At 32.2% G+C, this 26690-nt stretch carries 30 protein-coding genes; 4 read left to right on the top strand and 26 right to left on the bottom strand.

Annotation, left to right across the window (positions count from 1 at the left end; genetic code table 11):
* The coding region (gene ispG / locus CD035_RS13025; RefSeq protein ID WP_229412554.1) for a flavodoxin-dependent (E)-4-hydroxy-3-methylbut-2-enyl-diphosphate synthase at positions 1-989 on the top strand (989 nt) is incomplete at its 5' end.
* Positions 990-1008: 19 nt separating this feature from the next.
* Positions 1009-1572 carry a 5' nucleotidase, NT5C type gene (locus tag CD035_RS13020; protein ID WP_048539707.1) on the top strand — a complete coding sequence of 188 codons (564 nt, stop codon included), beginning with the start codon at positions 1009-1011 and terminating at the stop codon, positions 1570-1572.
* 205 nt (positions 1573-1777) lie between these two features.
* On the opposite strand, the gene CD035_RS13015 is transcribed toward CD035_RS13020, so the two are convergent.
* From CD035_RS13015 to CD035_RS12995, 5 genes are all read right to left on the bottom strand, one after another.
* Positions 1778-2191, bottom strand: a complete 414-nt coding sequence (locus CD035_RS13015) for a Fur family transcriptional regulator (protein WP_048539706.1) — start codon at positions 2189-2191, stop codon at positions 1778-1780.
* Positions 2154-3035 (bottom strand): metal ABC transporter permease, encoded by an 882-nt coding sequence (locus CD035_RS13010; RefSeq protein ID WP_048539705.1) that lies wholly within the window; start codon positions 3033-3035, stop codon positions 2154-2156. Before CD035_RS13010 ends, CD035_RS13015 begins: the two co-directional genes overlap by 38 nt.
* Before the next feature lie 100 nt (positions 3036-3135).
* The gene (locus tag CD035_RS13005) at positions 3136-3942 is read right to left on the bottom strand and encodes a metal ABC transporter ATP-binding protein (protein ID WP_048539704.1); all 807 of its coding nucleotides are present in this window, start codon (positions 3940-3942) and stop codon (positions 3136-3138) included.
* A gap of 109 nt (positions 3943-4051) precedes the next feature.
* Complete coding sequence (locus tag CD035_RS13000) at positions 4052-4942, bottom strand: deoxyribonuclease IV (protein WP_048539703.1); 891 nt, start codon at positions 4940-4942, stop codon at positions 4052-4054.
* Positions 4943-4951: 9 nt separating this feature from the next.
* Entirely contained in the window at positions 4952-6286 is a 1335-nt protein-coding gene (locus CD035_RS12995) for a DEAD/DEAH box helicase (protein ID WP_048539702.1), read from the bottom strand.
* 148 nt (positions 6287-6434) lie between these two features.
* On the opposite strand from CD035_RS12995, the gene CD035_RS12990 reads away from it, so the two are divergent.
* Positions 6435-7403 (top strand): 4-hydroxy-3-methylbut-2-enyl diphosphate reductase, encoded by a 969-nt coding sequence (locus tag CD035_RS12990; protein WP_048539701.1) that lies wholly within the window; start codon positions 6435-6437, stop codon positions 7401-7403.
* A gap of 29 nt (positions 7404-7432) precedes the next feature.
* On the opposite strand, the gene CD035_RS12985 is transcribed toward CD035_RS12990, so the two are convergent.
* The 7 genes from CD035_RS12985 to CD035_RS12955 form a co-directional block, all read right to left on the bottom strand.
* Positions 7433-8524 (bottom strand): Nif3-like dinuclear metal center hexameric protein, encoded by a 1092-nt coding sequence (locus CD035_RS12985; protein WP_048539700.1) that lies wholly within the window; start codon positions 8522-8524, stop codon positions 7433-7435.
* Positions 8524-9189: a tRNA (adenine(22)-N(1))-methyltransferase gene (locus CD035_RS12980; protein WP_048539699.1), complete on the bottom strand. Its 666-nt coding sequence runs from the start codon at positions 9187-9189 to the stop codon at positions 8524-8526. The genes CD035_RS12985 and CD035_RS12980 overlap by 1 nt, the downstream gene beginning before the upstream one ends.
* Positions 9190-9243: 54 nt before the next feature.
* A complete protein-coding gene (locus CD035_RS12975; protein WP_048539698.1) occupies positions 9244-9597 on the bottom strand; it encodes a c-type cytochrome in 354 nt (117 codons plus the stop codon).
* 100 nt (positions 9598-9697) lie between these two features.
* Positions 9698-10807, bottom strand: coding sequence for an RNA polymerase sigma factor RpoD (rpoD, locus tag CD035_RS12970; RefSeq protein WP_048539697.1), 1110 nt, complete (start codon positions 10805-10807; stop codon positions 9698-9700).
* 26 nt (positions 10808-10833) lie between these two features.
* Positions 10834-12606 carry a DNA primase gene (dnaG, locus tag CD035_RS12965; protein ID WP_048539696.1) on the bottom strand — a complete coding sequence of 591 codons (1773 nt, stop codon included), beginning with the start codon at positions 12604-12606 and terminating at the stop codon, positions 10834-10836.
* 11 nt (positions 12607-12617) lie between these two features.
* On the bottom strand, positions 12618-13433 hold the full coding sequence (locus CD035_RS12960; protein WP_037588325.1) for a pyruvate, water dikinase regulatory protein: 816 nt from the start codon (positions 13431-13433) through the stop codon (positions 12618-12620).
* A 14-nt stretch (positions 13434-13447) separates the two neighbouring features.
* Positions 13448-14083 carry a helix-turn-helix transcriptional regulator gene (locus CD035_RS12955; protein WP_037588327.1) on the bottom strand — a complete coding sequence of 212 codons (636 nt, stop codon included), beginning with the start codon at positions 14081-14083 and terminating at the stop codon, positions 13448-13450.
* A gap of 294 nt (positions 14084-14377) precedes the next feature.
* Here CD035_RS12955 and CD035_RS12950 point away from each other — a divergent pair, with 294 nt between their 5' ends.
* On the top strand, positions 14378-15766 hold the full coding sequence (locus CD035_RS12950; protein WP_025904194.1) for a glycine--tRNA ligase: 1389 nt from the start codon (positions 14378-14380) through the stop codon (positions 15764-15766).
* Between the two features lie 288 nt (positions 15767-16054).
* On the opposite strand, the gene recO is transcribed toward CD035_RS12950, so the two are convergent.
* The 14 genes from recO to prmA all read right to left on the bottom strand — a co-directional run bounded on the left by recO (position 16055) and on the right by prmA (position 26688).
* Positions 16055-16807 (bottom strand): DNA repair protein RecO, encoded by a 753-nt coding sequence (recO, locus tag CD035_RS12945; RefSeq protein ID WP_048539695.1) that lies wholly within the window; start codon positions 16805-16807, stop codon positions 16055-16057.
* 22 nt (positions 16808-16829) lie between these two features.
* Complete coding sequence (gene era / locus CD035_RS12940; RefSeq protein WP_048539694.1) at positions 16830-17729, bottom strand: GTPase Era; 900 nt, start codon at positions 17727-17729, stop codon at positions 16830-16832.
* Complete coding sequence (gene cdd / locus CD035_RS12935) at positions 17730-18134, bottom strand: cytidine deaminase (RefSeq protein ID WP_025904197.1); 405 nt, start codon at positions 18132-18134, stop codon at positions 17730-17732.
* Positions 18135-18153: 19 nt separating this feature from the next.
* Entirely contained in the window at positions 18154-18501 is a 348-nt protein-coding gene (locus CD035_RS12930) for a diacylglycerol kinase family protein (protein ID WP_048539693.1), read from the bottom strand.
* Positions 18494-18955 (bottom strand): rRNA maturation RNase YbeY, encoded by a 462-nt coding sequence (ybeY, locus tag CD035_RS12925; protein ID WP_048539692.1) that lies wholly within the window; start codon positions 18953-18955, stop codon positions 18494-18496. The genes CD035_RS12930 and ybeY overlap by 8 nt, the downstream gene beginning before the upstream one ends.
* Position 18956: 1 nt before the next feature.
* Positions 18957-19904, bottom strand: a complete 948-nt coding sequence (locus tag CD035_RS12920; RefSeq protein ID WP_037588335.1) for a PhoH family protein — start codon at positions 19902-19904, stop codon at positions 18957-18959.
* 35 nt (positions 19905-19939) lie between these two features.
* Entirely contained in the window at positions 19940-20443 is a 504-nt protein-coding gene (locus tag CD035_RS12915; RefSeq protein ID WP_229412553.1) for a PH domain-containing protein, read from the bottom strand.
* A gap of 233 nt (positions 20444-20676) precedes the next feature.
* The gene (locus CD035_RS12910) at positions 20677-21381 is read right to left on the bottom strand and encodes a hypothetical protein (RefSeq protein WP_048539691.1); all 705 of its coding nucleotides are present in this window, start codon (positions 21379-21381) and stop codon (positions 20677-20679) included.
* Between the two features lie 15 nt (positions 21382-21396).
* On the bottom strand, positions 21397-22392 hold the full coding sequence (gene floA / locus CD035_RS12905; RefSeq protein ID WP_025904203.1) for a flotillin-like protein FloA: 996 nt from the start codon (positions 22390-22392) through the stop codon (positions 21397-21399).
* A 23-nt stretch (positions 22393-22415) separates the two neighbouring features.
* Positions 22416-23132, bottom strand: a complete 717-nt coding sequence (locus CD035_RS12900; protein WP_172965061.1) for an NfeD family protein — start codon at positions 23130-23132, stop codon at positions 22416-22418.
* 211 nt (positions 23133-23343) lie between these two features.
* Positions 23344-23520: a 30S ribosomal protein S21 gene (rpsU, locus tag CD035_RS12895; protein WP_016998564.1), complete on the bottom strand. Its 177-nt coding sequence runs from the start codon at positions 23518-23520 to the stop codon at positions 23344-23346.
* A 124-nt stretch (positions 23521-23644) separates the two neighbouring features.
* Positions 23645-24991, bottom strand: a complete 1347-nt coding sequence (mtaB, locus tag CD035_RS12890) for a tRNA (N(6)-L-threonylcarbamoyladenosine(37)-C(2))-methylthiotransferase MtaB (protein WP_048539690.1) — start codon at positions 24989-24991, stop codon at positions 23645-23647.
* A gap of 6 nt (positions 24992-24997) precedes the next feature.
* Positions 24998-25747: a 16S rRNA (uracil(1498)-N(3))-methyltransferase gene (locus tag CD035_RS12885; protein WP_048539689.1), complete on the bottom strand. Its 750-nt coding sequence runs from the start codon at positions 25745-25747 to the stop codon at positions 24998-25000.
* A gap of 8 nt (positions 25748-25755) precedes the next feature.
* Positions 25756-26688, bottom strand: coding sequence for a 50S ribosomal protein L11 methyltransferase (gene prmA / locus CD035_RS12880; protein ID WP_048539688.1), 933 nt, complete (start codon positions 26686-26688; stop codon positions 25756-25758).
* Positions 26689-26690 lie beyond the last annotated feature (2 nt).

Raw genomic sequence — 26690 nt, 5'->3', positions numbered from 1 at the left:
ATGTTGATGCAACTGTAGCTGAAATTAAACGATTAGAAGAAGCTGGTTGTCAAATTGTTAGAGTAGCTTGCCCAAATGAAGAAGACGCATATGCAATTAAAGATATCAAAGCACAAATTAATATTCCATTAGTTGTAGATATTCATTTCAATTACAAATTAGCTTTAATTGCTATTGAAAATGGCGCAGATAAGATTCGAATCAATCCAGGGAACATAGGTAGACGTGAAAAAGTTGAAGCAGTTGTCAAAGCGTGTAAAGAAAAAGGTATTCCTATTCGAATTGGAGTTAATGCTGGTTCATTAGAAAAACATATTATTAAAAAATATGGCTATCCTACTGCTGATGGTATGGTCGAAAGTGCATTGCACCATATAAAAATACTCGAAGATTTAGATTTTCATGACATTATCGTATCAATGAAAGCAAGTGACGTAAATTTAGCTATAGAGGCATACACGAAAGCAGCTCAAGCTTTTGACTACCCACTGCATTTAGGTATAACTGAAAGTGGCACCCTATTTAATGGAACAGTTAAATCGTCTGCAGGATTAGGTGCTATACTTAGTTTAGGTATTGGCAATACTTGTCGAATTTCTTTATCAGCTGATCCAGTTGAAGAAGTTAAAGTAGCGAAATCTTTGCTTAAAGCATTTGGATTAGCCAGTAATGCTGCTACATTAATTGCTTGTCCTACATGTGGACGAATTGAAATCGATTTAATATCGATAGCAAATGAAGTAGAAGAATATATTTCAAACCTTCAAATCCCATTAAAAGTAGCTGTACTTGGTTGTGCAGTTAACGGTCCTGGTGAAGCAAGAGAAGCAGATATCGGCATTGCTGGTGCTCGTGGTGAAGGATTACTGTTTATGAAAGGTAAAACCGTTCGCAAAGTACCTGAAAAAACAATGGTCGAAGAATTAAAAAAAGAAATTGATAAATTAGCAATTGAAATGGAACAAAATAAAGAAGCTCAAAAAGCATAAAATAAAAAGGTGAATTTTTATGAATCAAAAGCCAAGATTAGGTATAGATATAGACGGCACAGTTACATGTCCAAAAACATTTGTACCCTATTTACAAAGAGATTTTAATCAACAACTTAAATATGAAGATATTACAGAATACAATTTAGCAAATGTCTTAAACTGTAAAGAAGAAGAAATGTTGAGTTGGTTTAAAAGCAATGAATCACATATATACCAACACTCCCCTGTTGCAGAAGGTGCAAAAGACATTTTGAATCAATTAAAAGATGACTACGAACTCTATTATATAAGTGCAAGACATCATTATTTAGAAGATATTACGAAAGAATGGTTTCAATCACATCATATACCATTTGATCAAATTACATTAACAGGAAGTCATAATAAATTAGAAGTAACAAAAGAACAGAATATCGATATTTTCTTTGAAGATAAATTAGATAACGCAGAAGATATCAATCATTATTTAAATATCCCTGTTTTCCTGTTTGACACACCATATAACCAAAAAGATTTACAGAATGGTATATATAGAATTAAAAATTGGCATGAAGTATCAACGTTACTTAATAGAATTTAGTTAGAACCTGGCCCATATGTGAGATGGACCAGGTTTTTGTATATTGTGAAATTAAGTTGCCAGCTAACGATCTTGTTTTACTTTCTTGGACGTTAGAATTTCTAACGATCTTGTTTCAGGGGCTTGATCGTTAGCGTACATTCAATACTAGCTGTTTCCCTACAAATAAAAAATGGTAACTCGAGGAGCTACCATTTTTCTCTTCTTATACTGTTTTACATTGTTCACATTTACCGTATACTTCTAATTTATGTGATGCTATTTCTACATTTGGTAATTGTTGTTTAATTGAATCCATTGGGCAAAAGTCTATTACTTTTGTTGTGCCACATGATTCACAAATAAAATGATGATGATGATGACTTTGACATGCAATTCTAAATTTCATTTCGCCGTCTATTTCAGTGCTTTCGATAATATTCAAGTCTTTAAATAAGTATAAATTACGATAAATTGTATCGAAAGATAATCCTGTATAATCGTCTTTCAATGCTTCTTGAATATATTTAGCAGTGATGTATTTATCTTCATCTACAAACAATGATATGATATCACGGCGTTTATTTGTGTATTTATGTCCATCATTTTTCAATATTTGAATGGCTTCCTCTACTTTCAAGATGATAGCCTCCTTTTTTTATCAATACTTTACTGTACGCTATGCTAGCAAGTAATTCTATAATCAATAATCCTACTATAATACCTCCTGGTGAAATATTCAAATAGAAGGACAATATCAATCCTAGTACTACTGAGATTTCACCGAATAAAATACTTAATGCGATTAACTGTTTGAACCCTTTAGCTAATCTCATGCTTGTAGCGACTGGCAATGTCATTAAACTACTAACTAATAAAATACCAACGACTCTCATTGAAGCTGAAATAACAAGTGCAACAATGACAATAAATAGTAATTGGATCCATTTTGGCATGCCAATCACTTTTGAGTATTCTTCATCGAATGATAATACAAATAATGATTTGTACAATAACATAACAAAGATTAAAACAATTATTGTAATGACGATAATTGTAAATAAATCACTTAAATTTACGGCACTAATTGAACCGAATAAATATCCAAATAAATCTTGATTAAATCCGTTTGCTAAAGAAATAAATATAACACTAATACCAATTCCACCACTCATAATAATTGGAATAGCGATTTCTTGGTAATGTTTATATTCAGTTCTTAATTGTTCTATTAATAATGCACCTGCTATTGAAAAAATGATACCAAACCATATCGGATTTATAGTAGCAAACAAAGGACTAACACTCATTAAGAACAGCCCCATTGATATACCACCTAGCGTCACATGGCTTAAAGCATCAGCAATAAGTGATAACCTTCTAACTACAATAAATGCCCCTATTAAAGGTGCAATCAATCCTACTAAGATACCACTTATAAATGAGTATCTTATAAAATCAAAATTTAAAAACGCATCAATCACTATATAACACTCCTTCGTTTAGGAGTATAAATCTATCTCTCGTTTCAACTGACATATCCAATCTCCTTATTTAAAATCTATATATTCATTATATTCATCTTTAACTTTGTACTAATTCTTCCACTTCTTCATTTGCACAACAGTCACGATTATGTTGATGATCAACAAATTGCACGGGATGTCCATAGATTTTAGATATTGAGACTTCATCTAATGATTTAAACGACTCACTTGTACCATGGAAATGTATATGTTGATTTAAGCAAGCTACTTTACTTGCCGTATCGGCTACAACACCAATATCATGCGTTACAAGAATGATTGTAATCCCTTCTTGTTTTAATTGCGTCAGTAATTGGTAAAATTCAGAAACATGTCTTGCATCAATACCTACAGTAGGTTCATCTAATATTAAAATACTCGGCTTAGAAATTAAAGCTCTAGCAATAAACGTCCTTTGCTGTTGACCACCTGACAACTGTGCAATATTCTCATTCTTAAGATCACTTATATTTAATCTTTCTAATATTGCATCTACTTGTGCAGCATCTTCTTTATTAAACCATTTAAAAAGACTTTTATTTTTAGTTAAGCCACTCATGACAACTTCTTTCACTGTCGCTGGAAAACCAGAACTAAAAGCGTTGGATTTTTGTGATACATAACTAATTTTTTCCCAAGATTTATATTGATTAATTTTTTTACCACTTATTAAGATATCACCTTTTTGTAAAGGTAATAAGCCTAATATCAATTTCAGTAAAGTCGATTTCCCAGAGCCATTTGGGCCAACTATTGCCAAGAAATCTCCTTTATAAATTTGTATATTAATATGGCTGAGTGCCAATTTATTTGGATAGCTATAACTGATATCTTTTAACTCGAAAATCGGTGTTTCTTTTTCCATCTTCATCACCTCGTCAATAGAATACTATACAATGAATATGAAAGAATGTAAATAGTAATGTTTACGAACAAAAAAAGAATGCTAATTGAATTAGCATCCTTAAATAACATTATTGATTAAAGATTTTATCTTTTAAATCTGGATCGAATGTACCATGTTTAATCATTTCGATTTCATATTTATATGGTGGTTTTTTATTCTTTTTGTCATCACCAACATATGGTGTTTCTAAAATTTTAGGTACTTCTTTAAATGCATCATGATGAACAATATAGTGCAATGCATCATAACCAATTGATCCAAAGCCAATATTTTCATGTCTATCTTTTCTGGCACCTTGTGGATTTTTACTGTCGTTTACGTGAAGTACTTTAATACGATCGATACCAACGATTTTATCAAACTCATTTAATACGCCATCAAAGTCTTCTTTAACGTTGTAACCAGCATCATTTGTATGACAAGTATCGAAACATACAGATAATCTTTCATTATGGTTTACACCATCAATGATTTGAGCAAGTTCTTCGAATGTTTTACCACATTCAGAACCTTTACCTGCCATTGTTTCCAATGCGATACGTACATCATTATTATTTGTTAATACTTCATTTAAACCTTCAATAATTTTTTGAATACCTTTTTCTTCACCGGCACCAACATGCGCACCTGGATGAAGTACGATATCTTTAGCACCTAATGCTTCAGTACGTTCAATTTCTGATTGTAAGAATTCAACACCTAAGTTAAATACTTCTGGTTTAGTTGTATTTGCAATATTGATGATATATGGTGCATGCACAACAATGTTAGATAAACCATATTCTTTCATTGCTGTTTTACCATTTTCAATATTTAAATCTTCAATCTTTTTACGTCTTGTGTTTTGTGGAGCACCTGTATAAATCATAAATGTAGAAGCATTATAACTTGCCGCTTCTTCTGCTGCTTGTAATAGCATCTTCTTACCACTCATTGAAACGTGTGATCCAATTAACATATTTGACACCTATCCTTTTCTACTTTGTCTTTTAGTTCTCTTAGAATGAGCTTTCTTTTCTTTAAATTTCAACTCATCTAATTCTCGTTTGAATTTCTTCTTATAGCCAGGTTTTACTTTATTTTTATTGTTTCTTTTAATTTTTTGTTTTAATGACTTTTCAATATTATCTTCTTTTTTAACACGTTTTGTACGTTTTTGACGATCTTTAATTTCTACAAATTCATCGTTTTTAATATCGACATGTTTAAACTTGTAATTATGTTTCTCAATTTGTGTAATTAAATCATCTTCATCAGGTGTATATAAAGTGATTGCGATACCTTTATAATCACCACGACCTGTACGACCAACTCTATGTGTAAAGAAATCTATTTCTTTAGGTAAATCATAGTTGATAACGTGACTTACGCCTTCAATATCAATACCACGTGATGCTAAATCACTTGCGACAACAAACTCAAAGTCTAATTGTTTAATACGCTTCATTTGTTGTGTTCTTTCTCTAGGTGTTAAACCACCATGGATAACCCCAACTTTATAGCCTTCTTCTGATAAATACGCAACTAATTCATCTGCTCTATCACGGCTATTAGCAAATATAATTGCTAAATAAGGATTAATCACATTCATAACTTTTAAGACTTTTTCTTTTTTCTCAACACCTTTAGTCGGTATTAAGTAAAAGTCGATATTGTCTTTATTAGATGATGCTGTTTCAATTTCAACAAATTCAGGATTGCTTAAATATTTATTTAAGAATGGATGTAACGCTTTAGGAATCGTTGCACTAAATACTGAAATTTGTGCGTTTTCATCTAATCTACTCGCAATACTATCTACTTTAGGCATAAATCCTAAATCAATCATTAAATCTGCTTCATCAATAACAACTGACTTCGCTAGATGTAAATCTAAAGCACGCTCTACAGCCATATCATCAATTCTATTCGGCGTACCTACAACAACATGTGGTGTATTTTTAGATTTATCAATATCTCTTGATTTATCTGTTCCACCAATGTATAAACTAACTTTTACACCTTTTTTAAATTGAGTTAAATGTGAAGCTGCGTCATATAATTGCTTTGCTAATTCTCTTGTTGGTGCCAAAATAATCACTTGTGGTTCTTTTATATCTACGTCAATTTTATCAAATAATGGTAGTAAAAATGCGTGTGATTTCCCTGTACCAGTTTGAGATTGTCCTATTATATTAGATCCTTTTTTAATTTTGGGTATAACTCTTCGCTGTATTTCTGTTGGCTGGTTAAAATGTAAATCTTTAACGGCCTCTACTAATTCATTTTCAAGTTGAAAATGTTCAAACGGATGCTTAGACATAAGCGACCCTCCTCGTTTCTTTTTCACTTCATACATTATATAGTAAATGCGCACTTTATGATAGGCTAAAAGATTTATTTTGAATTTTTATTTAGTTTCTTTAAGACTTGTGTGTTGTTATAATAGACATTAATAAGGAGGGCAATTTATGGAAATTATAAAGATTACCCCTAGAGGCTATTGTTACGGTGTTGTAGACGCTATGGTTATTGCTAGAAATGCGTCTTTAGATAAGTCACTTCCAAGACCCATTTATATACTTGGCATGATTGTTCATAATAAACATGTGACTGATGCCTTTGAATCTGATGGTATTATTACGTTAGATGGTCCGAACAGATTAAAGATCTTAGAACAAATTGATGAAGGTACCGTTATATTTACTGCGCATGGTGTATCGCCTGAAGTCAAAAGACGTGCTAAAGAAAAAGGATTGGTTTGTATAGATGCGACATGTCCAGATGTTGATAATACGCATCAGTTAATACGTGAAGTTAAATCAAATGGTTATCACGTTATTTATATTGGTAAAAAAGGGCATCCCGAACCTGAAGGCGCAGTTGGTGTGGCACCTGATATCGTACATCTCGTTCAGACTTTAGAAGATATCGATGCCTTGCCGGAAGAATTATTGAACCAAAAACTCATCGTAACGAATCAAACAACTATGTCACAATGGGATGTGAAACATCTTATTGATGAATTAAAAGTAAAATATCCTCATATTGAAGTACATGAAGAAATTTGTTTAGCAACACAAGTTAGACAAGAAGCTGTTGCCACACAAGCAGATCAAGCAGATTTACTCATTGTCGTTGGTGATCCTAAAAGTAATAATTCAAATAGATTAGCCCAAGTATCTAAAGAAATCGCACATACTAACGCATATCGAATCGCTGATTTGAGTGAATTAAAATTAGAGTGGCTACAAGATGTTGAAAGTGTAGCTGTTACAGCAGGTGCTTCAACACCAACGCCTATCGTTAAAGAAGTCATAGATTATATTAAAAATTATGACCCGACAGAAATACGTGACGCAACCTTAACAAGTAATGTACCTGTTGAAAAAATATTACCTAAAATTAAAAAGCCTAAACCTGTAAAAATAATGGACTAAAAAAACTGCCGAATTCACTCGGCAGTTTTTTACATATATTGATAAGGATCTGTATTAATAGAAGATGTTAACACTTTAATCTTTCCATTTGTCCATTCTTCTAATAATGACTTTAATCCTTCTTTCATAACATACTCACTATAATGATTAACATCTAAAATATTTATACCATCCATTAGTGCATCTAATGCTTCATGATGTTTAACGTCTCCAGTAATAAATAAATCAGCTTGTTGTGCCTTAGCTATATTTGCATATTCAATACCAGCACCACCAACAATTGCGATGCGTTTAATTTGCGCTGATTGGTCTCCTATAAATCTAACTGCTGGAATAGCGAGCTTTTCTTTATAGTTTTGCACAAATTCATTTACTGATTGCGTTTCATTTAATTCCCCGATTATTCCTAAACCTACAGAAGACGATCTCGACATTTTGATGAAATCATAAACGGGTTCTTCATAAGGATGTGTTTGAATAATGAGTTCTTTAGCAAGTGCTAAATCTTTCTCATCAACCATTAATTCTAGTTTCGTTTCATAAACCGTTTCAGTCTTATCAGCTTGTCCAAGATGTGGATTTGCTGATGCACTAGGTTTAAATTGACCTTTACCTTGAGACTGGAAAAATACTTCGCTGTATTCTTCAGTTTGTGCTAAATGATGTTCATTAAATGCAGCTTTCATAGTTTCAACATCTTGATCAAGTAGGAATATTTGTACTTTATAATATGACTCTTGTTGTTCTTCTAATACTTTCATATTATCTAATCCTATTTGTTGCCCAATCATGTAACTAACACCTTTAGGATGTACATCAAGATTTGTATGAAGTGCTATCAAATTGATATCATTTTGTATCAATTTACGAATAATAGGACCGTAGCTTTTATCCGTAATATTTTTAACACCTTTAAAAATAAGTGGATGATGTGCAATTATTGTATTGATATTGTTTTGAATGGCTTCATCTACAACTTCTAACGTACAATCTAATGTTGTTAATACACCGTTCACTTCACTTTTTTCTGTACCAATTAATAAACCAACATTATCCCAAGATTCACTCGTAGAAAATGGAACTTGTTTATCTATTTCTTGCAATAGCTCTTGAATAATCATTAAAGCACCTCTTTTATTTGAAGTATTTGTTGATTAATTTCTTTATACCTATTTTTATCCTCATGATGTTCTAATTGTTTACTAATTTTATTAAGTGATTCTAATTCTCTTTGCCATTTTTCATGGAATAAATCATTTTTATTGGCTAATAATTTAGGACCAAATTTTAATTCTAATTCATTTAGATCCATCTCACCTTTTTTAGCCACTATGATTTCATATATATGTTTTTTATCTTTTATTAATTGTTCATCAACGATTTGATAACCAATGCTTTGTAATACTTTTCTAATAGGTAACGCATGAATATTTGCTTGTAAAATTAAATCAGGATGCCCTGTTAACTTATGCTTTCCTTCTTCAATAATTTGTGCAATTAATGGACCACCCATGCCACAAATCGTAATAGCATCAATTGTATCGTCTACTACTTCTAAACCGTCACCCAGTTTAACTTCTATAAGTTCATTCATACCATATAATTTAGTGTTTTTTTGAGCTGCTAGAAAAGGTCCTTTTACAACTTCTCCAGCAATCGCTTCTTTAATTAATCCATTTTGAATTGCGTATATAGGTAAATATGCATGATCGGAACCGATGTCTGCTAATTTATGATGATTTAAATATTCACTTACCTTCATTAAACGTTTATTGATTTGGATCATTATTTTTCCCTTTCATTAAAAAAATCTTTTGCAATAGCAAAAGATTTTTTTGTGTTATTTAGCGCCATCTTTTAAGTACTTGACAAGTGTGTCTAAATCTTTATTTGAAATAGTAGCTTCGTCATGTGCAGGCATTGATCCTTTACCATTACGAATGATTTTTTTCATTTCATCGGCACCTTTTTTGCTTCCAGCTAATTTAGGTCCCATTCCACCTTCAAGATTTTGTCCATGACAACTTGTACAATTGTCCTTAGCGAATGTAGCTGCATCAAACTTTTCAGTTTTAGCACCGCCACCGCCTTCTTTTTCTTCCTCTTTGTTAGCACCATGTGCTGACATGAAGAATATTAATCCTACACCGAGTAGTAAAATCAGAATAAACGGGATAACAGGATTACGATTCATTCATACAACCTCCCTTTTGTTAAACCTTCATACAATTATATTTTATATTAAAACAAGGCATTGTCAAAGGCTTTTTGGGATTAATATAAACTTTTCATGTTTAATCCATAAAATCTTTCAAACGCTTACTTCTAGATGGATGTCTTAACTTGCGTAATGCCTTCGCTTCTATTTGACGAATACGTTCTCTAGTAACACCAAATACTTTTCCGACTTCTTCAAGTGTTCTTGTTCTACCATCATCAAGACCAAATCTTAGTCTTAATACATTTTCTTCTCTATCTGTTAATGTGTCTAATACATCTTCTAATTGTTCTTTAAGTAATTCATATGCAGCGTGATCTGATGGGCTTTGTGCATCTTGATCTTCAATAAAGTCGCCTAAGTGACTGTCATCTTCTTCACCAATAGGCGTTTCTAATGATACGGGTTCTTGAGCAATTTTAAGAATTTCACGTACTTTTTCTGGTGGTAAGTCCATTTCTTCACCAATTTCTTCAGGAGATGGATCTCTGCCTAAATCTTGAAGTAATTGACGTTGAACACGAATCAACTTATTGATTGTTTCAACCATATGAACTGGGATACGGATTGTACGTGCTTGGTCAGCAATCGCTCTAGTGATTGCTTGACGAATCCACCAAGTTGCATATGTTGAGAATTTGAAACCTTTATTAAAGTCGAATTTTTCTACGGCTTTAATTAGACCCATATTACCTTCTTGAATAAGGTCAAGGAATAACATACCTCTACCTACATAACGTTTAGCGATACTTACAACAAGTCTTAAGTTCGCTTCTGCAAGACGTGATTTCGCAATTTCATCACCTTGCTCGATACGTTTAGCTAATTCGATTTCTTCTTGGGCGGTTAATAAATTGACGCGTCCTATTTCTTTTAAGTACATTCTTACTGGGTCGTTTATTTTAACACCTGGAGGAGCACTTAAGTCATTTAAATTTAGTTTGTCATTTGTATCACTTGAATCTTTTTCATTAATAAGATTGATTTCATTCTCATTAATTAAATCAAAGAAATCATCCATTTGATCTGGATCCATTTCGAAGTTTTGCAATTTATCTGCAATTTCTTCGTGACTCAAATGTCCTGCTTTTTTACCTTGTTCAATTAATTGGTGCTTAACTTGTTCAATTGTAAGCACTTCTTCATTATTAGCGCTATTAATTTTGTTTAATTCTTTATCAGACATGAATAGGCCTCCCGGGTTATTAACTCTTACATTCTATTCCGATTATATTGTACAATTTGTTCTAAATATTGCCTTTGCAGTGCGATATCGCCTGCTTGCATTGCTTTATTCAATTGTTGATTCAAATATTCTATGGAATTTTCTTTGTGTTCGTTAGGACAGATAATCCTAATGTAGTCTTCGATTTCTTCTGTCTCTGGTTCATCATTGATTAGCAATGAATCTAGGTACATAACCGTTTCAATGATTTGATGTTCTTCAATGTAACTTGAAAAATCACTTATGTTAAAAACATCGTTATTCTTATAATACCCATTTAAACGTGAAAAAATCACTCTATTATTCAATGAAGTGAAGTCTTCTTGATTAATCCTAGAATGATATTCTAAAAATAGCTGTTTATGATTCATAAAATGTTTTAACAACGCTTGCTCTGCTCGACCGATCTTATCAAGTTTTTTTTCCTTCATTTCAGGAACGAAATTATTATAATCGGTATAATTTTGAACAATATTAGGCGAAAGTCGATTTTTTAGACTGTTAACATCTACTTTATACAAATCTGCTACTTGTTGCAATACTTTTTTTCTTAAAAATTCCGATTGAATCAGATTGATGTCATGAATCAACTCTTCAATATGTTGTTCATGTTTTAAATCATTATTTTCGTTCGCATAATATAATTGTTGCGCTTTAAATGTAACATATGATTGTTTTTGCCCTTCAACGAATGATTTGAAAGCATCACTTCCGTATTCTGTAATATAATCATCAGGGTCCATCGTTTTTGGTAAATTGACAACAAAGACATTTAATCCTTCATTTAATAAGTCTTTACCAACATTTATGGCAGCTTCTTTACCTGCGAAATCTCCATCATACAGTAAAGTTACATTAGATGCCAGTTTTTTGACCATTGTAACGTGTTCTCTAGATAATGCTGTACCCATCGTTGCCACAACTTGTTTAATATCAGCTTCAAATGATTTGATAACATCCATAAATCCTTCTAACAGAATGACTTCATCATTTTGTCTTATAAATTTCCTTGCTCGATCAATGTTGTATAACATTTTTCTTTTTTGGAATATTGGCGTTTCTGGACTGTTTAAATATTTAGGCGATTGGTCCGTATATGTTCTACCAGAAAAACCAACTGTCTTACCTTGGAAATTCAACAAAGGAAAGATGATTCTATCTCTGAATCGATCGAAGTAATCAAAAGTTTCATCATTTCGGCTTAACAAGCCTGCTTCATATGCAAGTACAGCATCATAACCATTTTTCTCTAAAAAGTCATGCGTGAATTTCGAATGATTTGGTGCATATCCAATTTTCCTATCATTAATCAATTCTTCCGTGAAGCCTCTTGATTTCAAATAGTTTAAAGCTGCCTCACCTTCTTCAGTATGCTTCAATATATAATGGTAGTTATTTGCCATTAACTCATGCATTTCGATCATTTTTATATGATCATCCACAATACCTTCAGTTGGTGCTGTTTCTTGCTGTTCTATATGAATATCTACTTTATCACCAAGTTCTCTCACTGCATCAACAAATGATATCCCTTTAATTTCTTGAATAAATTGAAAAACATTGCCACCTTTTTTACAGCCAAAGCAATGACAAATTTGTTTATCTTCTGATACTGAAAAAGAAGGTGTCTTTTCATCATGGAAAGGACATAATCCAATATAATTACGTCCTCTTTTTTCAAGTTTCACATATTCACTTACAACATCTAATATGTCATTCTTCTCACGTATTTCATTAATGAGTTCTTGTTCTATACGCATCCTGTCACCCTTTAACGGTTTTGTTGTGTAATGATTTTAATAATGTCATTTGCTGTTTCTTCTATTGCCTTGTCAGAAACATCTAGTACAGGACAACCAATTTTTTCAACAATTTCCTCGAAGTATCTTAATTCTTCTTCGATTCTATCATCTTTAGCATAATTAGCATCATCACTTAAACCTAATTGAATTAATCTTGCTCTTCTAATCGCATTAAGGTTTTTTTGATTAATTTTTAAAGCGATACATTTCTTTGGATCAATTTCAAATAATCCTTCCGGCGGTGCAACTTCAGGCACTAATGGTACATTCATTACTTTATAACGTTTATGTGCCAAGTATTGTGACAATGGCGTTTTTGAAGTTCTAGATACACCTATAAGAATGATATCAGCTTTTGGTAATCCGCGTGGATCTCTACCATCATCATATTTAACCGCAAATTCGATTGCTTCAATTTTCTTGAAATAATCTTCATCTAATTTATGAATATTGCCTGGCTCATTAAGTGGGGCTTCATTAAGTTCATTGCTTAAAATGCTCATCAATGGACCCATAATGTCTACATTTTCTATATTATTTTCTTCTAATTTTTCTTTTAAGTATAATCGCATTTCAGGTTTCACCAATGTATAAACGACTATAGATTTTTGTTCTAATGCTAATGATACTACTTCATTAATATTACTCTCATTCTCTATATACGGTAATCTTACAATATCTAAAGCATTTCCTTCTGTCTTATATTGAGACGTACATGCTTTCGTAACAAGCTCTGCCGTTTCTCCTACTGAATCGGATGCTATAATTATTCTTATCTCTTCCATTTAACTAATTCCTCCTACTCATCTTCAATAAGTGAAACAAATGCTCTTGTGATCGTTGTTTTTGTAATTCTGCCTTTAACTTTCATTTTGTCGCCTTTAAGTTTTTTGACAACAGGTATCGCATCTATTTGTTTATCAATTAATAATTTAGCTGCATAAATCAATAAATCATCTTCTAAACATACTGTTATGTTTGGCATTCTGCTCATATTAATACTAACCGGTGTATCTTTTAAACTTTGACCACCTATTGCTGCTCTTAGTAAATCTTTTCTCGAACAAACGCCGATTAAATTGCCTTCTTTATTGATGACAAATAATGTGCCGACATCTTCTAAAAACATCTTACATATTGCTTCATATACAGAAATACTTTCTTCTATTACGACTGGTATCGCCATCGATTCTTTTACGGTCATTTTTTTAATTGAATCACTTAACAATTGTGTACTTGATTTCCCTGTATAAAAATATCCTACTCTAGGTCTTGCATCTAGATAACCTGCCATTGTTAAAATTGCTAAATCTGGTCTTAAAGTTGCTCTTGTTAAATTTAGCCGTTCAGCTATTTTTTCTCCTGTAATGGGTCCATTGTTCTTAACAATTTGTACAATTTGTTCTTGTCTTTGATTTAATTCGATTGCTCTCACCCCTTCGAACACAATTCAGATAGATTAATTATAACATGTAACGCAAATATTGCTCAATTTGAATATCTGTTTTCACTTGATAACTCTCTCATACCGTGCTATATTTTAATTAACTTTGAAATAAAAGCGAGTTAAGGATGGTGAAAGCTTAACATTAAAGTTTTGGCTTACAAAATTTTATAAAAAGTGAGTGGCTACACTAATTTGGGTGGAACCGCGGGTAATATACTCGTCCCAAGGCATTATTTGATGATGTCTTGGGGCTTTTTTAATTTAATTGAGGAGTGAATTTTTATGGCAAAAGATATGGATAAGGTAGTAACATTAGCAAAACATAGAGGGTTTGTATTCCCTGGTAGTGAAATTTATGGTGGTTTAGCAAACACTTGGGACTATGGTCCACTTGGTGTTGAATTAAAAAATAACATTAAAAAAGCATGGTGGCAAAAGTTTGTTCAACAATCTCCATACAACGTTGGATTAGATGCAGCTATTTTAATGAACCCAAGAACTTGGGAAGCTTCAGGTCACTTATCAAACTTTAACGATCCAATGATAGACAACAAAGATTCTAAAATTCGTTACAGAGCAGATAAATTAATTGAAGATTACATGCATAATGTTGAAGGTGATGAGAACTTTATTGCTGACGGTATGAGCTTTGATGAAATGAAACAATTAATTGATGATAAAGGCATCACTTGTCCTGAAAGTGGTACAGCAAACTGGACAGACATTCGTCAATTCAACTTAATGTTCAAAACATTCCAAGGTGTTACCGAATCTTCAACAAACGAAATTTTCTTACGTCCTGAAACTGCGCAAGGTATTTTCGTAAACTATAAAAACGTTCAGCGTTCAATGCGTAAAAAATTACCATTCGGTATTGCGCAAGTTGGTAAATCATTCAGAAACGAAATTACACCTGGTAACTTTATCTTCAGAACGAGAGAATTCGAACAAATGGAACTTGAATTCTTCTGTAAACCTGGTACTGAAATTGAATGGCAAAATTACTGGAAAGACTTTGCTGCAAAATGGTTAAAAGATTTAGGTATTAAAGAAGAAAATACAAAATTACGTGACCATGACGAAGACGAATTAAGTCACTACTCAAATGCAACAACTGATATCGAATACAAATTCCCATTTGGTTGGGGAGAACTTTGGGGTATCGCTTCAAGAACAGATTATGATTTAAAACAACATAGTGAATTCAGTGGTGAAGACTTCAAATATCACGATCAAGAAACAAATGAAAAATTCATTCCTTACTGTATCGAACCATCATTAGGTGCTGACCGTGTAACATTAGCATTCTTATGTGACGCATACGAAGAAGAAAATGAAGGCGAGAAAGATCAACGTACAGTGTTGCATTTCCACCCTGCTTTAGCACCATATAAAGCAGCAATCTTACCATTAAGCAAAAAACTTTCACCAGATGCTATTAAAGTATATGAAAAATTAAGTGAAAGATTTGCAATCGATTTTGATGAGTCACAATCAATCGGTAAACGTTACCGTAGACAAGATGAAATTGGTACACCATACTGTATCACATTTGACTTCGATTCATTAGAAGACAACCAAGTTACAGTACGTGACAGAGACACAATGGAACAAGTACGTATGCCAATTGATGAAGTTGAAAACTTCTTAGCTGAAAAAATTAGATTCTAATACTAAACAAAAAACAGAGCAAAAACTTATTAATTAAGTTTTGCTCTGTTTTTTTATGGTTAAGTTGTTGGGAAAATATAAAGAAATGACATTAATGCCTGTTCTTATTAACACTTCTTATGAGTTTTGTAATTATAGGCACTCTTAGTTACAATTCGTATGACTTTTGTTACTATAGGCACCCTTAGTTACAATTCGTATGACTTTTGTTACTATGGGCACCCTTATTTACACTTTCGCTTACTTTTGTAAAGTAGCTTACCTTTTTAATACAAACTATTGAAGTCTTTACATTTTTAAGTTTTCAAGTTGATTGAGTAATTTTTTGGTTCTAAATACAACACCAACGTATTCGTCATACATGTTATCAATTAAAGTTTGTATTTCTTTTTTGACTTGTTCGCTTATTTTAAAGCTATTTAAATGTTTAATCGGCAATTGATACATGAGATTCATAAAATATAATGCTCTATTAGATATTCGATATGCATGTTCATCATGTATTAATGCTGGATTGCTAAGTGGTCCATTATATTTGAAACTATATGCATTTAATTGCTGTTGATCCATATCTCCTGTTATGACGCACGCATTGAAAGTTGGTTCATATCCATATTTAGGCATACATTTCAACGCGACTATCATGCTCATCGTATCTGCGTCAACGCCTCTTTCTACTGCTTGGAATACACCTAACAATAATTCATAAAAGAATACATCATGTTCTTCCGCTTCTAACGCCTTATCTACGACTTCTATACAATATGCACCATATGCACTTTTAAAAATATCGGATTGCATCGTTCTATGACTGTTAATAATATCAGCTGATGATAATGTGCCCATTCCTTTAAACTTCGAAAAAATAAACAAGCCATGTACAAAGGGCTGAGTAGCACCTTGTAGTGGATGACTTGTTTTTTTAGCACCACGCGCCATTAATGGAACTTTATGACCGTGTTCATTTAATATAGTGATGATTTTATTGTTTTCACCATAATCTACAGAGCGAATGACAAATCCTTCTTGTTTATAAAGCATTATATCATCGCCTCCATTCTACTTAATACTCGTCTTCTCTATAACCAATTTGTTTAATGAAATTAGGTTTATTACGCCAATCTTTTTGTACTTTAACCCATAAATCCAAATATACTTTTGAGCCAAGTAGCATTTCAATATCTCTTCTTGCACGTTTACCTATTTCTTTAAGCATTTTACCGCCTTTACCAATGACAATACCTTTTTGAGAGTCTCTTTCAACATAAATTGTTGCTTCTACTTGGACTTTCTCACCTTCTGCTTTTGTCATTTTATCGACGTTCACACCGATAGCATGTGGTATTTCTTGATTCGTAAGGTGTAATGCTTTTTCTCTTATCAACTCAGCTACAACAAATTGTTCTGGATGATCAGAAATTTGATCTTTAGGATAATACATTGGACCTTCTTCGAGATACTTTTTAAATTGTTCTAGTAGTGTTTCAATATTTAATCCTTCTAATGCTGAAATTGGAATAATTTCTGCAAAATCCATTGTTTTTTGATACTTTTCAATTTCAACTAATAGTTGATCAGGGTGAATTAAATCTATTTTATTTAATACTAAAAATACTGGTGTTTTCGTTTGTTTCAACAAGTCGATAATGTATTCATCGCCTTTACCGATACTTTCATCAACATTAACCATAAACATGATTAAATCTACTTCTTTCAAAGTATTTTTAGCGATTTTCATCATGTAGTCACCTAAAGCATGTTTAGGTTTATGAATACCTGGTGTATCAATAAATATCATTTGAGCATCATCAGTTGTTAATACACCCTGTACTTTATTTCGAGTCGTTTGTGCTTTATCAGACATTATCGCTACTTTATGACCAATAACTTTATTCATAAAAGTAGATTTACCTACATTAGGTCTACCTATAATAGATATAAACCCTGATTTAAATTCATTCATTTATTCTAGATCCTTTCCTGAGAAACCTAAAGGTAATAATTCATTAACTGTAGTTTCAATTCTTTCATTTGTTTGATGTGTTAAAAATACTGGCATGTCATCATCACATAACTCTTTTAACACTTGTCTGCATGTTCCACATGGAGATGATGGTTTATCAGCATCTACTGTAACTGTAATACATTTGAAGTCTCCCGGTCTATACCCATCTGACATTGCTGCAACGAGTGCAGACCTCTCAGCACAAATTGTTGATGGGTAAGCTGCATTTTCAATGTTAGCACCATAATAAGCTTTACCATCTTTCGTAACTAAATATGCACCTACGTTAAATTTAGAATATGGAGTATATGCTCTCTTTTGTGCTTCTCTTGCGCCTTCATACCACTCTTGTTTGAATTCCATACCATTTCCCCCTATATGTTTATATTATTTTTGGTAATAATATCACTATCCCGATTATTGCAGCCATTATTGATGTTAATAAAACGGCTAAAGCGGCTGTATCTTTAGCATGTTTAGCAAGTAAGTTATATTCATCCGTAAACATATCTACTACATACTCTATAGAAGTATTGAGAACCTCTACAATGAGTACACTAAATATTGCAAATAAAATCCATAACCATTCAAATGTATTGAGATTTAATATTAAACTAACAATCAATACAAGTACAGCGAATATAAGATGTAATAAAAAGTTTTTATCTTTTTTGAGAATGGTCACTAAACCTGCTAAAGGAAATTTAAATCGATTTACAAATTTATTCACGTGTTAATCCAAATCCATTTAATATTTCATCTTGTCGAGAAAACATTTCTTTTTCATCTTCTTCAGTCATATGATCATAACCTAGTAAATGTAAAAATCCATGTAATGCTAAAAATCCTAATTCTCTACTCAAACTATGATTATAAGACTCAGCTTGCTCTTTAGCAACTTCAAGACAGATGATAATATCACCTAATACTCTAGGCATATCTAAGCCTTCTATTTCAGGCTCATCTTCTTCTAATGAAAATGAAATAACATCTGTTACTTTATCTTTATCGCGATAATCACGATTAATAGCTTGAATCTCTTCTTCATCGACAAATGAAATTGAAAGTTCTGCTTCTTCAGTAATATTTTCCTTTTTAGCAGCAAAAGTGAGCAATGATTCAATTTGATTTTTTGTATCTTCATCAATTACTTGTTGCTCATCAATAAAATCCATTGTTAGCATATTATTTCTCCTCTTCGTATGCGTTTATTATTTTACCTACTAATGGGTGTCTCACAACGTCTGTTTGTTCTAAGTAAGTCATTGCTATCCCTTTTACACCACTTAATCGTTGATCAGCTTCAATTAATCCACTTTTAACACCTTTAGGTAAATCGATTTGTGTACGGTCACCTGTTACTACCATTTTTGAACCGAAACCTAATCTTGTTAAGAACATCTTCATCTGTGGGTGTGTCGTATTTTGTGCTTCATCAAGGATTACAAACGCATCATCTAATGTTCGACCTCTCATATAAGCAAGTGGTGCGATTTCAATCGTACCTCTTTCAATTAAGCGTGATGTTTGCTCAGTTCCTAACACTGTATGAAGCCCATCATATAAAGGTCTTAAATAAGGGTCTACTTTTTCTTTTAAATCACCTGGTAAGAAACCTAATGATTCACCCGCTTCTACTGCAGGACGCGTTAATACGATACGTTTTACTTGTCCTAGACGCAATGCTCTTGCAGCCATTACAACTGCTAAGAAAGTCTTCCCTGTACCTGCTGGACCTATGCCGAATACTAAGTCATTGTTCTTTATATTATTGATATATACTCTTTGACCCATTGTTTTAGCTCTTATTATTTTACCATTACTATCTTTAGTGATTTCTTCATCATATAAATTAATCAGTTGATCGATTGTTCCTTTATCAGCCATTTTAACCGCTGCTTGTACATCATTAATAGTTATACTCGCACCACTCTCGATTACTTTTAGTAAGTTCAATAATACTTTTTCAGCTTTTTCAACATTTTCTATACGTTTACCACGGACAGCAATTTCTTGTCCACGTGTTAAAATATCCACCTCGAGTTCATTTTCAATATACTTTATATGCTCATCTCCATTACCCAATAGAGCTTGAGCTTGATCCATATTCTCGATTTGAATTAATGTAGGCATTAAATATCTCCTTTATAAGTTGAATTGTTGACACTTTAAATGTACCAAACCTTATTGTAACGTGCAATCTTATGCACTTTATTTTGTATATTATTTAGTTTTTCACGTGCAATAATGAGATTTCTAACTTTTTCATATTCATGTAGTCTATTGCTATTATTTAATTTAATTTTAGGATTAATGCGTATTAATGTAATAATAAACTCACGTTCTTCAATTGGACTCACTTTTTCGACCAATTCACCTTTTGAAACAATTTCTAACATACTGTTGCCTTCTATGGATTTAGTCATATTAATTTGATCGATATCATAGATATTGTAACGATTTTTGAATAATCCTCTTCTTATGGATAAAAAATGCTCTTTTATTGTGTATCTCTCAAAAAGAATGTTTAAAATTATAAGAAAAACGAGAATAAAAGTAACGACTATTAAATACTTATTACTAATAAAAAGCGGTATTAAAGCAATAAAAAATAATAAAATCGAAATGATAATAGATAATATACTCTGCTTTTTCTTAAATACCATTTTCATCACACCCTCTTGAATCCTACCTTTATTGTAAGTCTAAATAGTATTTTTGTGAATATAAAAAGGGAGCGGAACAGAAATCTAATTTGTATAAAAAGATTTCGTAGTTCCGCCCCAGCAAAGATGACTAGTATTGAAAAAAGCTTGGTACAAGCGAATTTTCAATTCAGTCATCTACTGCCAAGATACTAAAACAAGCTGAGACATTACATTATGTCCCAGCTTGTTTATATTCGTTATTTTAATTCATTCGGTCTTTTTAAAATTTCTGACCAAATGATACCATTTACGACTTGGTTTTCATCAACATTGATTGCTTCATCATTAAAATTATGTTTACTGTTTAAATAGAGTTGTTTAACCATCGCTCTTCTTGTTCTTTCTGAAAGTTGCGTGTTGTTGATAATTTGCTCTGCTTCCTTTTCAACATCATCTATACTTTCACGCTGTACATTCATTAAAGACTTTTTTTCTTCTTGGCTGTATGCCAATAACTGTTTGATTGCTTCTTGTTGTTTTTTAGGTCTATTTTTATGAATTTGTTCTTTTCTCTGATTGATATAAGCATTCTCATGCTCACTTGAAATTTGCTCCGGTTGTTGTTCTACTTTATGAGTTTGAACAACAGGTTTTTCAACATCTATATTATATTGTTTAAGATGATTTGCAAGTTGATCAGCTAAGTTTTTATAATGGCCAGACATTCGTTCAGTTGAACTCGTTTCTGCTTTCTGCTTATAAGATTCATACTTATTAACTAAGTCTTGTAATTCTTGCTCAGCAGATTTCTTCTTTTCTTCAGCTTGTCTATTTACTGGATTCGATCTTTGTCTTGTTTGAGGTTGCTTATTTTTCTTTTTATTTTTAGATGCGCCTTCGATTATACCGCTCACGACACTAAAAATAACCCAAATAACAAAGATGATAATGCCTATTTCCATTTTAAATCACCTCTCTTATTGGTTCGGTGAATTAGAATCTTGTGGCTTTGTACTCTTATTGATTGCTTCTCTCATGCCAGTGTCAGCTTCTATATTTTTTAAATTATAGTAGTCTTTAACACCTAAATTGCCTGATTTAAGTGCTTCTGCCATTGCAAGTGGTACTTCTGCTTCTGATTCAACAACTTTAGAACGCATTTCTTGTACTCTTGCTTTCATTTCTTGCTCAGTAGCAACGGCCATAGCACGACGTTCTTCGGCTTTAGCTTGTGCAATATTTTTATCAGCAAGTGCTTGTTCAGTTTGTAAGTCTGCACCAATGTTTTTACCGATATCTACATCAGCAATGTCGATTGATAGGATTTCAAATGCTGTACCTGAATCTAAACCTTTACTTAATACTGTTTGTGAAATACTATCTGGATTCTCAAGTACTTTAGTGTGATGTTGACTTGAACCAATAGTTGATACAATACCTTCACCAACACGTGCGATGATTGTGTCTTCACCAGCACCACCGACTAATCGATCAATGTTTGCTCTAACTGTAATTCTAGCTTTCGCTTTTACTTCGATACCATTCATCGCAACACCTGAGATAAATGGTGTTTCAATTACTTTAGGGTTAACGGACATTTGAACTGCTTCTAAAACGTCACGACCAGCTAAATCAATCGCTGCCCCTCTTTCAAATACTAAGTTGATTTCTGCTCTTTGAGCCGCAATAATTGCATCAACTACTCTATCAACATTACCTCCTGCAAGATAATGAGATTCTAACTGGTTCGTTGTTAATGCTAAACCAGCTTTATGAGCTTTAATTAATGGGTTAATAACACGTCTAGGTGATACACGTCTTAAACGCATACCAACTAAAGTACCAATACCTACTTTTACGCCTGCAGCAATAGCTGAAATCCATAATCCTACTGGTACAAATGAGAATAAAATCATAAGTAGTACGATTAATATGACAGCAATAATTACAAAAGCAATTAAACCTGATAACATATGCATTTCTCTCCTTGTCTAAATTAAATTTCTCTTACGACAACTCTTGTACCTTCAACCTGTACAATTTTGACTTGCTTATCCTTCTGAATAAAACTACCATCTGAAACAGCATCTATTCTTTCGTCATCAACAAGTATAATTCCTGAGGGTCTCAACGCTGTGTATGTTGTACATAGTTTGCCAATCAAATGACTTCTATCATCATGAGATGTATAGCCAGATTCTTTATTCGTAGAGTCTCTAAGAATGACTTTATCAAAGAATGGTATTTTACGATTAAATCCTTTCACTAATATCACCCACTCTATCGTTGTTAGAATTAATGCTACAGCAATAATCATACCCATAGTTAAGATATTTTCTCCAACTAATACAAAACTACCAATAATGGCAATAAAACCAAGGATACCTAGTACTGCTCCTATAACAAATAATTCAATTATTACTAATAATGCACCAATCCCAAAAAGTAAAACAGAAATCAAACTAATTTCATCAATTATAACGTAGCCAATGAAAAAGATAAGTGTACAAATAAAGCTTAAAATTCCCGCAAAATTAATACGTTCTGAATATAATTGATATAGTGCACCTAGAAAAATAATACAAGTCAGTATCAATGTGACTAATGGGGTCGTAATAAACTCACCAATAGACGACATGCTTTGACTTGAAACAATACCTAAATTCAAGTTGTTCTGAAAATAAGCAAATATGTATTCATACCCTGATGTCAATAATCTCACCCCTCATATTTATTATACAATAAAATAGGCGTGAACTAAAACGTATACACATAATATTCTAAATTTATAAACTTAAATGTTTTTCAAATAAATAAAAGAACACATAAACGATATCGTTTATGTGTTCTTTATGACGTTCAACGTTAAATATTGTTCATTATAATTAATTAATATTCATTGAGGGAGTTCAATAAAAAATTAATTATTTAAATTTACGTTTACGTGCTGCTTCTGATTTCTTCTTACGCTTAACGCTTGGTTTTTCATAGAACTCACGTTTACGCACTTCTTGAATCGTACCGCTTTTTGAAACTGTACGTTTGAAGCGACGTAATGCATCTTCGATTGATTCGTTTTTACGAACTACTGTTTTAGACATCTGTATTTCCCTCCCTCCAAATATCAACAAAGCTTTATATGTCATTTACATAGTATATATTACTATGTACTTAAACATTATAAAATAAGTCATTTTTTAAGTCAATAATCATTTGTTATGAATATTAATATGCAACTAATCTTTCGTCTTTATTTGTTGCATGATCTACAACTTTTACAAGTTTACCTTTATTGATAGGATAACCTGGTGTGACAACTTTCACTTTCACTAACTCTCCAATTAATGATTCATCGCCTTCAAATTCAATCTTCATGTAATTATCTGCATATCCAACAAGTTTACCATCTGTAGAACCTTTTTCTTCAGGAATCACTTCTAATACAGTTTGATCAAATTTAGAAGCATAATCTTTAGCTAATTGATTTGATAATTCAATTAAACGATGTACGCGTTCATTTTTTACTTCTTCATCAATTTGATCTGTCATTCTAGCTGCTGGTGTTCCTGTTCTCATAGAATAAGGGAACACGTGTAATTCAGAAAATTGATGTTTAACAATGAAGTCATATGTTTCTTGGAATTCTTCTTCAGTTTCACCAGGGAATCCAACAATTACGTCACTTGTAACTGCTAAACCTGGTAAAGCTTTATGCAATTTTTGTAATCTTTCTGAGAAGTGTGCCATCGTATATTTTCTTCTCATGCGTTTCAATACAGTATCAGAACCTGATTGTAATGGTATATGAAGATGTCTCACAACTTTAGTTGATTTATCAATAACATCAATAACTTCATCTGTAAGCTGGCTTGCTTCTATAGATGAAATACGAATTCTTTCAAGATTTTCAACTTGTTCTAAATCTCTTAATAATTGCGCCAAGTTATAATCTTTTAAATCTTCACCATATCCACCTGTATGAATACCTGTTAAAACAATTTCTTTATATCCTGAATTTACAAGTGTCGTTGCTTGGCTTACAACTTGTTCAGGATCTCTTGATCTCATTAACCCTCTTGCCCAAGGAATGATACAGAAAGTACAGAAATTATTACAGCCTTCTTGAATTTTTAATGATGCACGTGTTCTGTCAGTAAAGTATGGAACTTCTAATTCTTCATACTTTCTATTTTTCATAATATTACCTACACCATTAATAGGTTGTCTACTTTGTTTATAGTCCTCAATATAAGAAATAAGTTTATGTCTATCTTGAGTACCTACAACAATATCAACGCCCGGAATTGCCATAATTTCTGCAGGAGATGTTTGAGCGTAACAACCCGTTACACAAACAACTGCATCTGGATTTTTACGTATTGCTCTTCTAATCACTTGTCTACTCTTCTTGTCACCTGTATTTGTTACTGTACAAGTATTAATGATAAAGACGTCAGCGTTCGTTTCAAAATCTACTCTTTCGTAATCATTTTCCTTAAATAATTGCCAAATTGCTTCAGTTTCATAATGGTTTACTTTACAACCTAACGTATGGAACGCTACTGTAGCCAATTTTATTCACCTCATTAATTCTAATTGATAGCTTAAAGCAGCTAAAGCATACAATGGAGCGGTTTCAGCTCTTAATATTCTAGGTCCTAAACTCACCTTAATAGCATCATCATAAAGATTAACTTCATTTTCAGTTAATCCACCTTCTGGTCCAAATATCATTAAAACCTTTTGTCCATGTTTAAGGTTAGAACCAATTTGATGAAATTTGCTTGTTCCCCCACTTTTAGCTTCTTCTTCATAAGCTATTATTACATAATCATATTCATTCATATTATCATAAATTGATTTAAAATTCGACTTATACTTTATACTTGGTATTGTAAGTCTCATACTTTGTTCACTAGCTTCTTTAACAATTTTTTGCCATCTATCTAATTTTTTAGATATTTTTTTCTCGTCTAATTTAACAATAGATCTTTCAGATTGGACAGCAATAAAATGATGGGCACCCATTTCAGTTGCTTTTTGAAGCAACCATTCATATTTATCGCCTTTAATAAGCCCACTCGCAATCGTTATATCAACTGGTAGTTCCGTTTGTCTTGTAATGTCTTCTACCGTTTCTAACTCAATGCTATCGTCATGAAAAGCAATAATTTTTGAAATTAACGACTTTTGATCTTCAAAAGTTAATATAATTTCTTGATCGACACTTTTGCGCATAACATTTTTAATATGATGTATATCATCCGTATTATGTATAAAAAAACGCTGATTTAACTCAGCGTTTTCTTGTAAGAAATATCTTTGCATCATTTCTCCTACTTTCTAGCTCGTATTGAAACCCAACCATCTTCACGTAGTACTTTTTCGATAGTATAACCAGTATTTTGTAGTTTTTCAATTATTTCATCGGATTTTTCTTCAATAATGCCTGAAGTAATAAAGTAGCCATTATCATTCAATCTTTCATAACTATCTTCTATCATTAAATCAATAATATGCGCTAATATATTTGCAATAATCACGTCATATTGTTCTGTTTCTTCAGTAAGCAAATTGCCAGTATCTGCGATGATATCTTTCTCACAATCATTGATTTCAAAGTTTTCTTTAGCAACTTTAATTGCTAAATCATCTAAATCCACCGCTTTAATGTCGTTTACCCCTAGTAAATGACAAGCTATGCTTAGAATACCTGAACCTGTACCAACATCAATCACTTTGTGTTGAGGTTGTACAACCTCTTCTATATGTCTTAAACACATACTTGTTGTTGGGTGGTCACCTGTACCAAAAGCCATACCTGGATCCAGTTTGATGCAAAGATCACCTTCGTTATTTTGATATCCTTCTTGTTCCCAACTCGGAACAATCGCAAATCTTTCAGAAGCTTTAAACGGATGGAAATAATTTTTCCATTCATTTTCCCAATCTGATTCTTTAATAATCGTCTTCTCAAACGATAAAATTTCTGACTGGATGCCATTTACATTTGCAATAGTTTCTTGAATTTCTTGTTCTAATTGATCCGTAAATACTAATTCATTAAAATAACATTTGACCCTAATATCATGATCAGGATAATCTGCGGGATTTAATTCATAAATCTCACCGTATACGTCTGTATGTTCTTTCTTTAATTCTGCTGAATCTTCAATTACGACACCATTTGCACCTAATTCATTTAACAATGCTGTAACTTCTGGTTCTGCTTCGCTATTTATCATGATAGAATACTCAATCCAATTCACAG

Origin of the sequence: Mammaliicoccus sciuri (genome assembly GCF_002901825.1) — a bacterium.
GTDB classification, from domain to species: Bacteria; Bacillota; Bacilli; order Staphylococcales; family Staphylococcaceae; genus Mammaliicoccus; species Mammaliicoccus sciuri.
The sequence above is the reverse complement of the archived record's forward strand: the minus strand, read 5'-3'. Positions and strand labels throughout refer to the sequence as shown.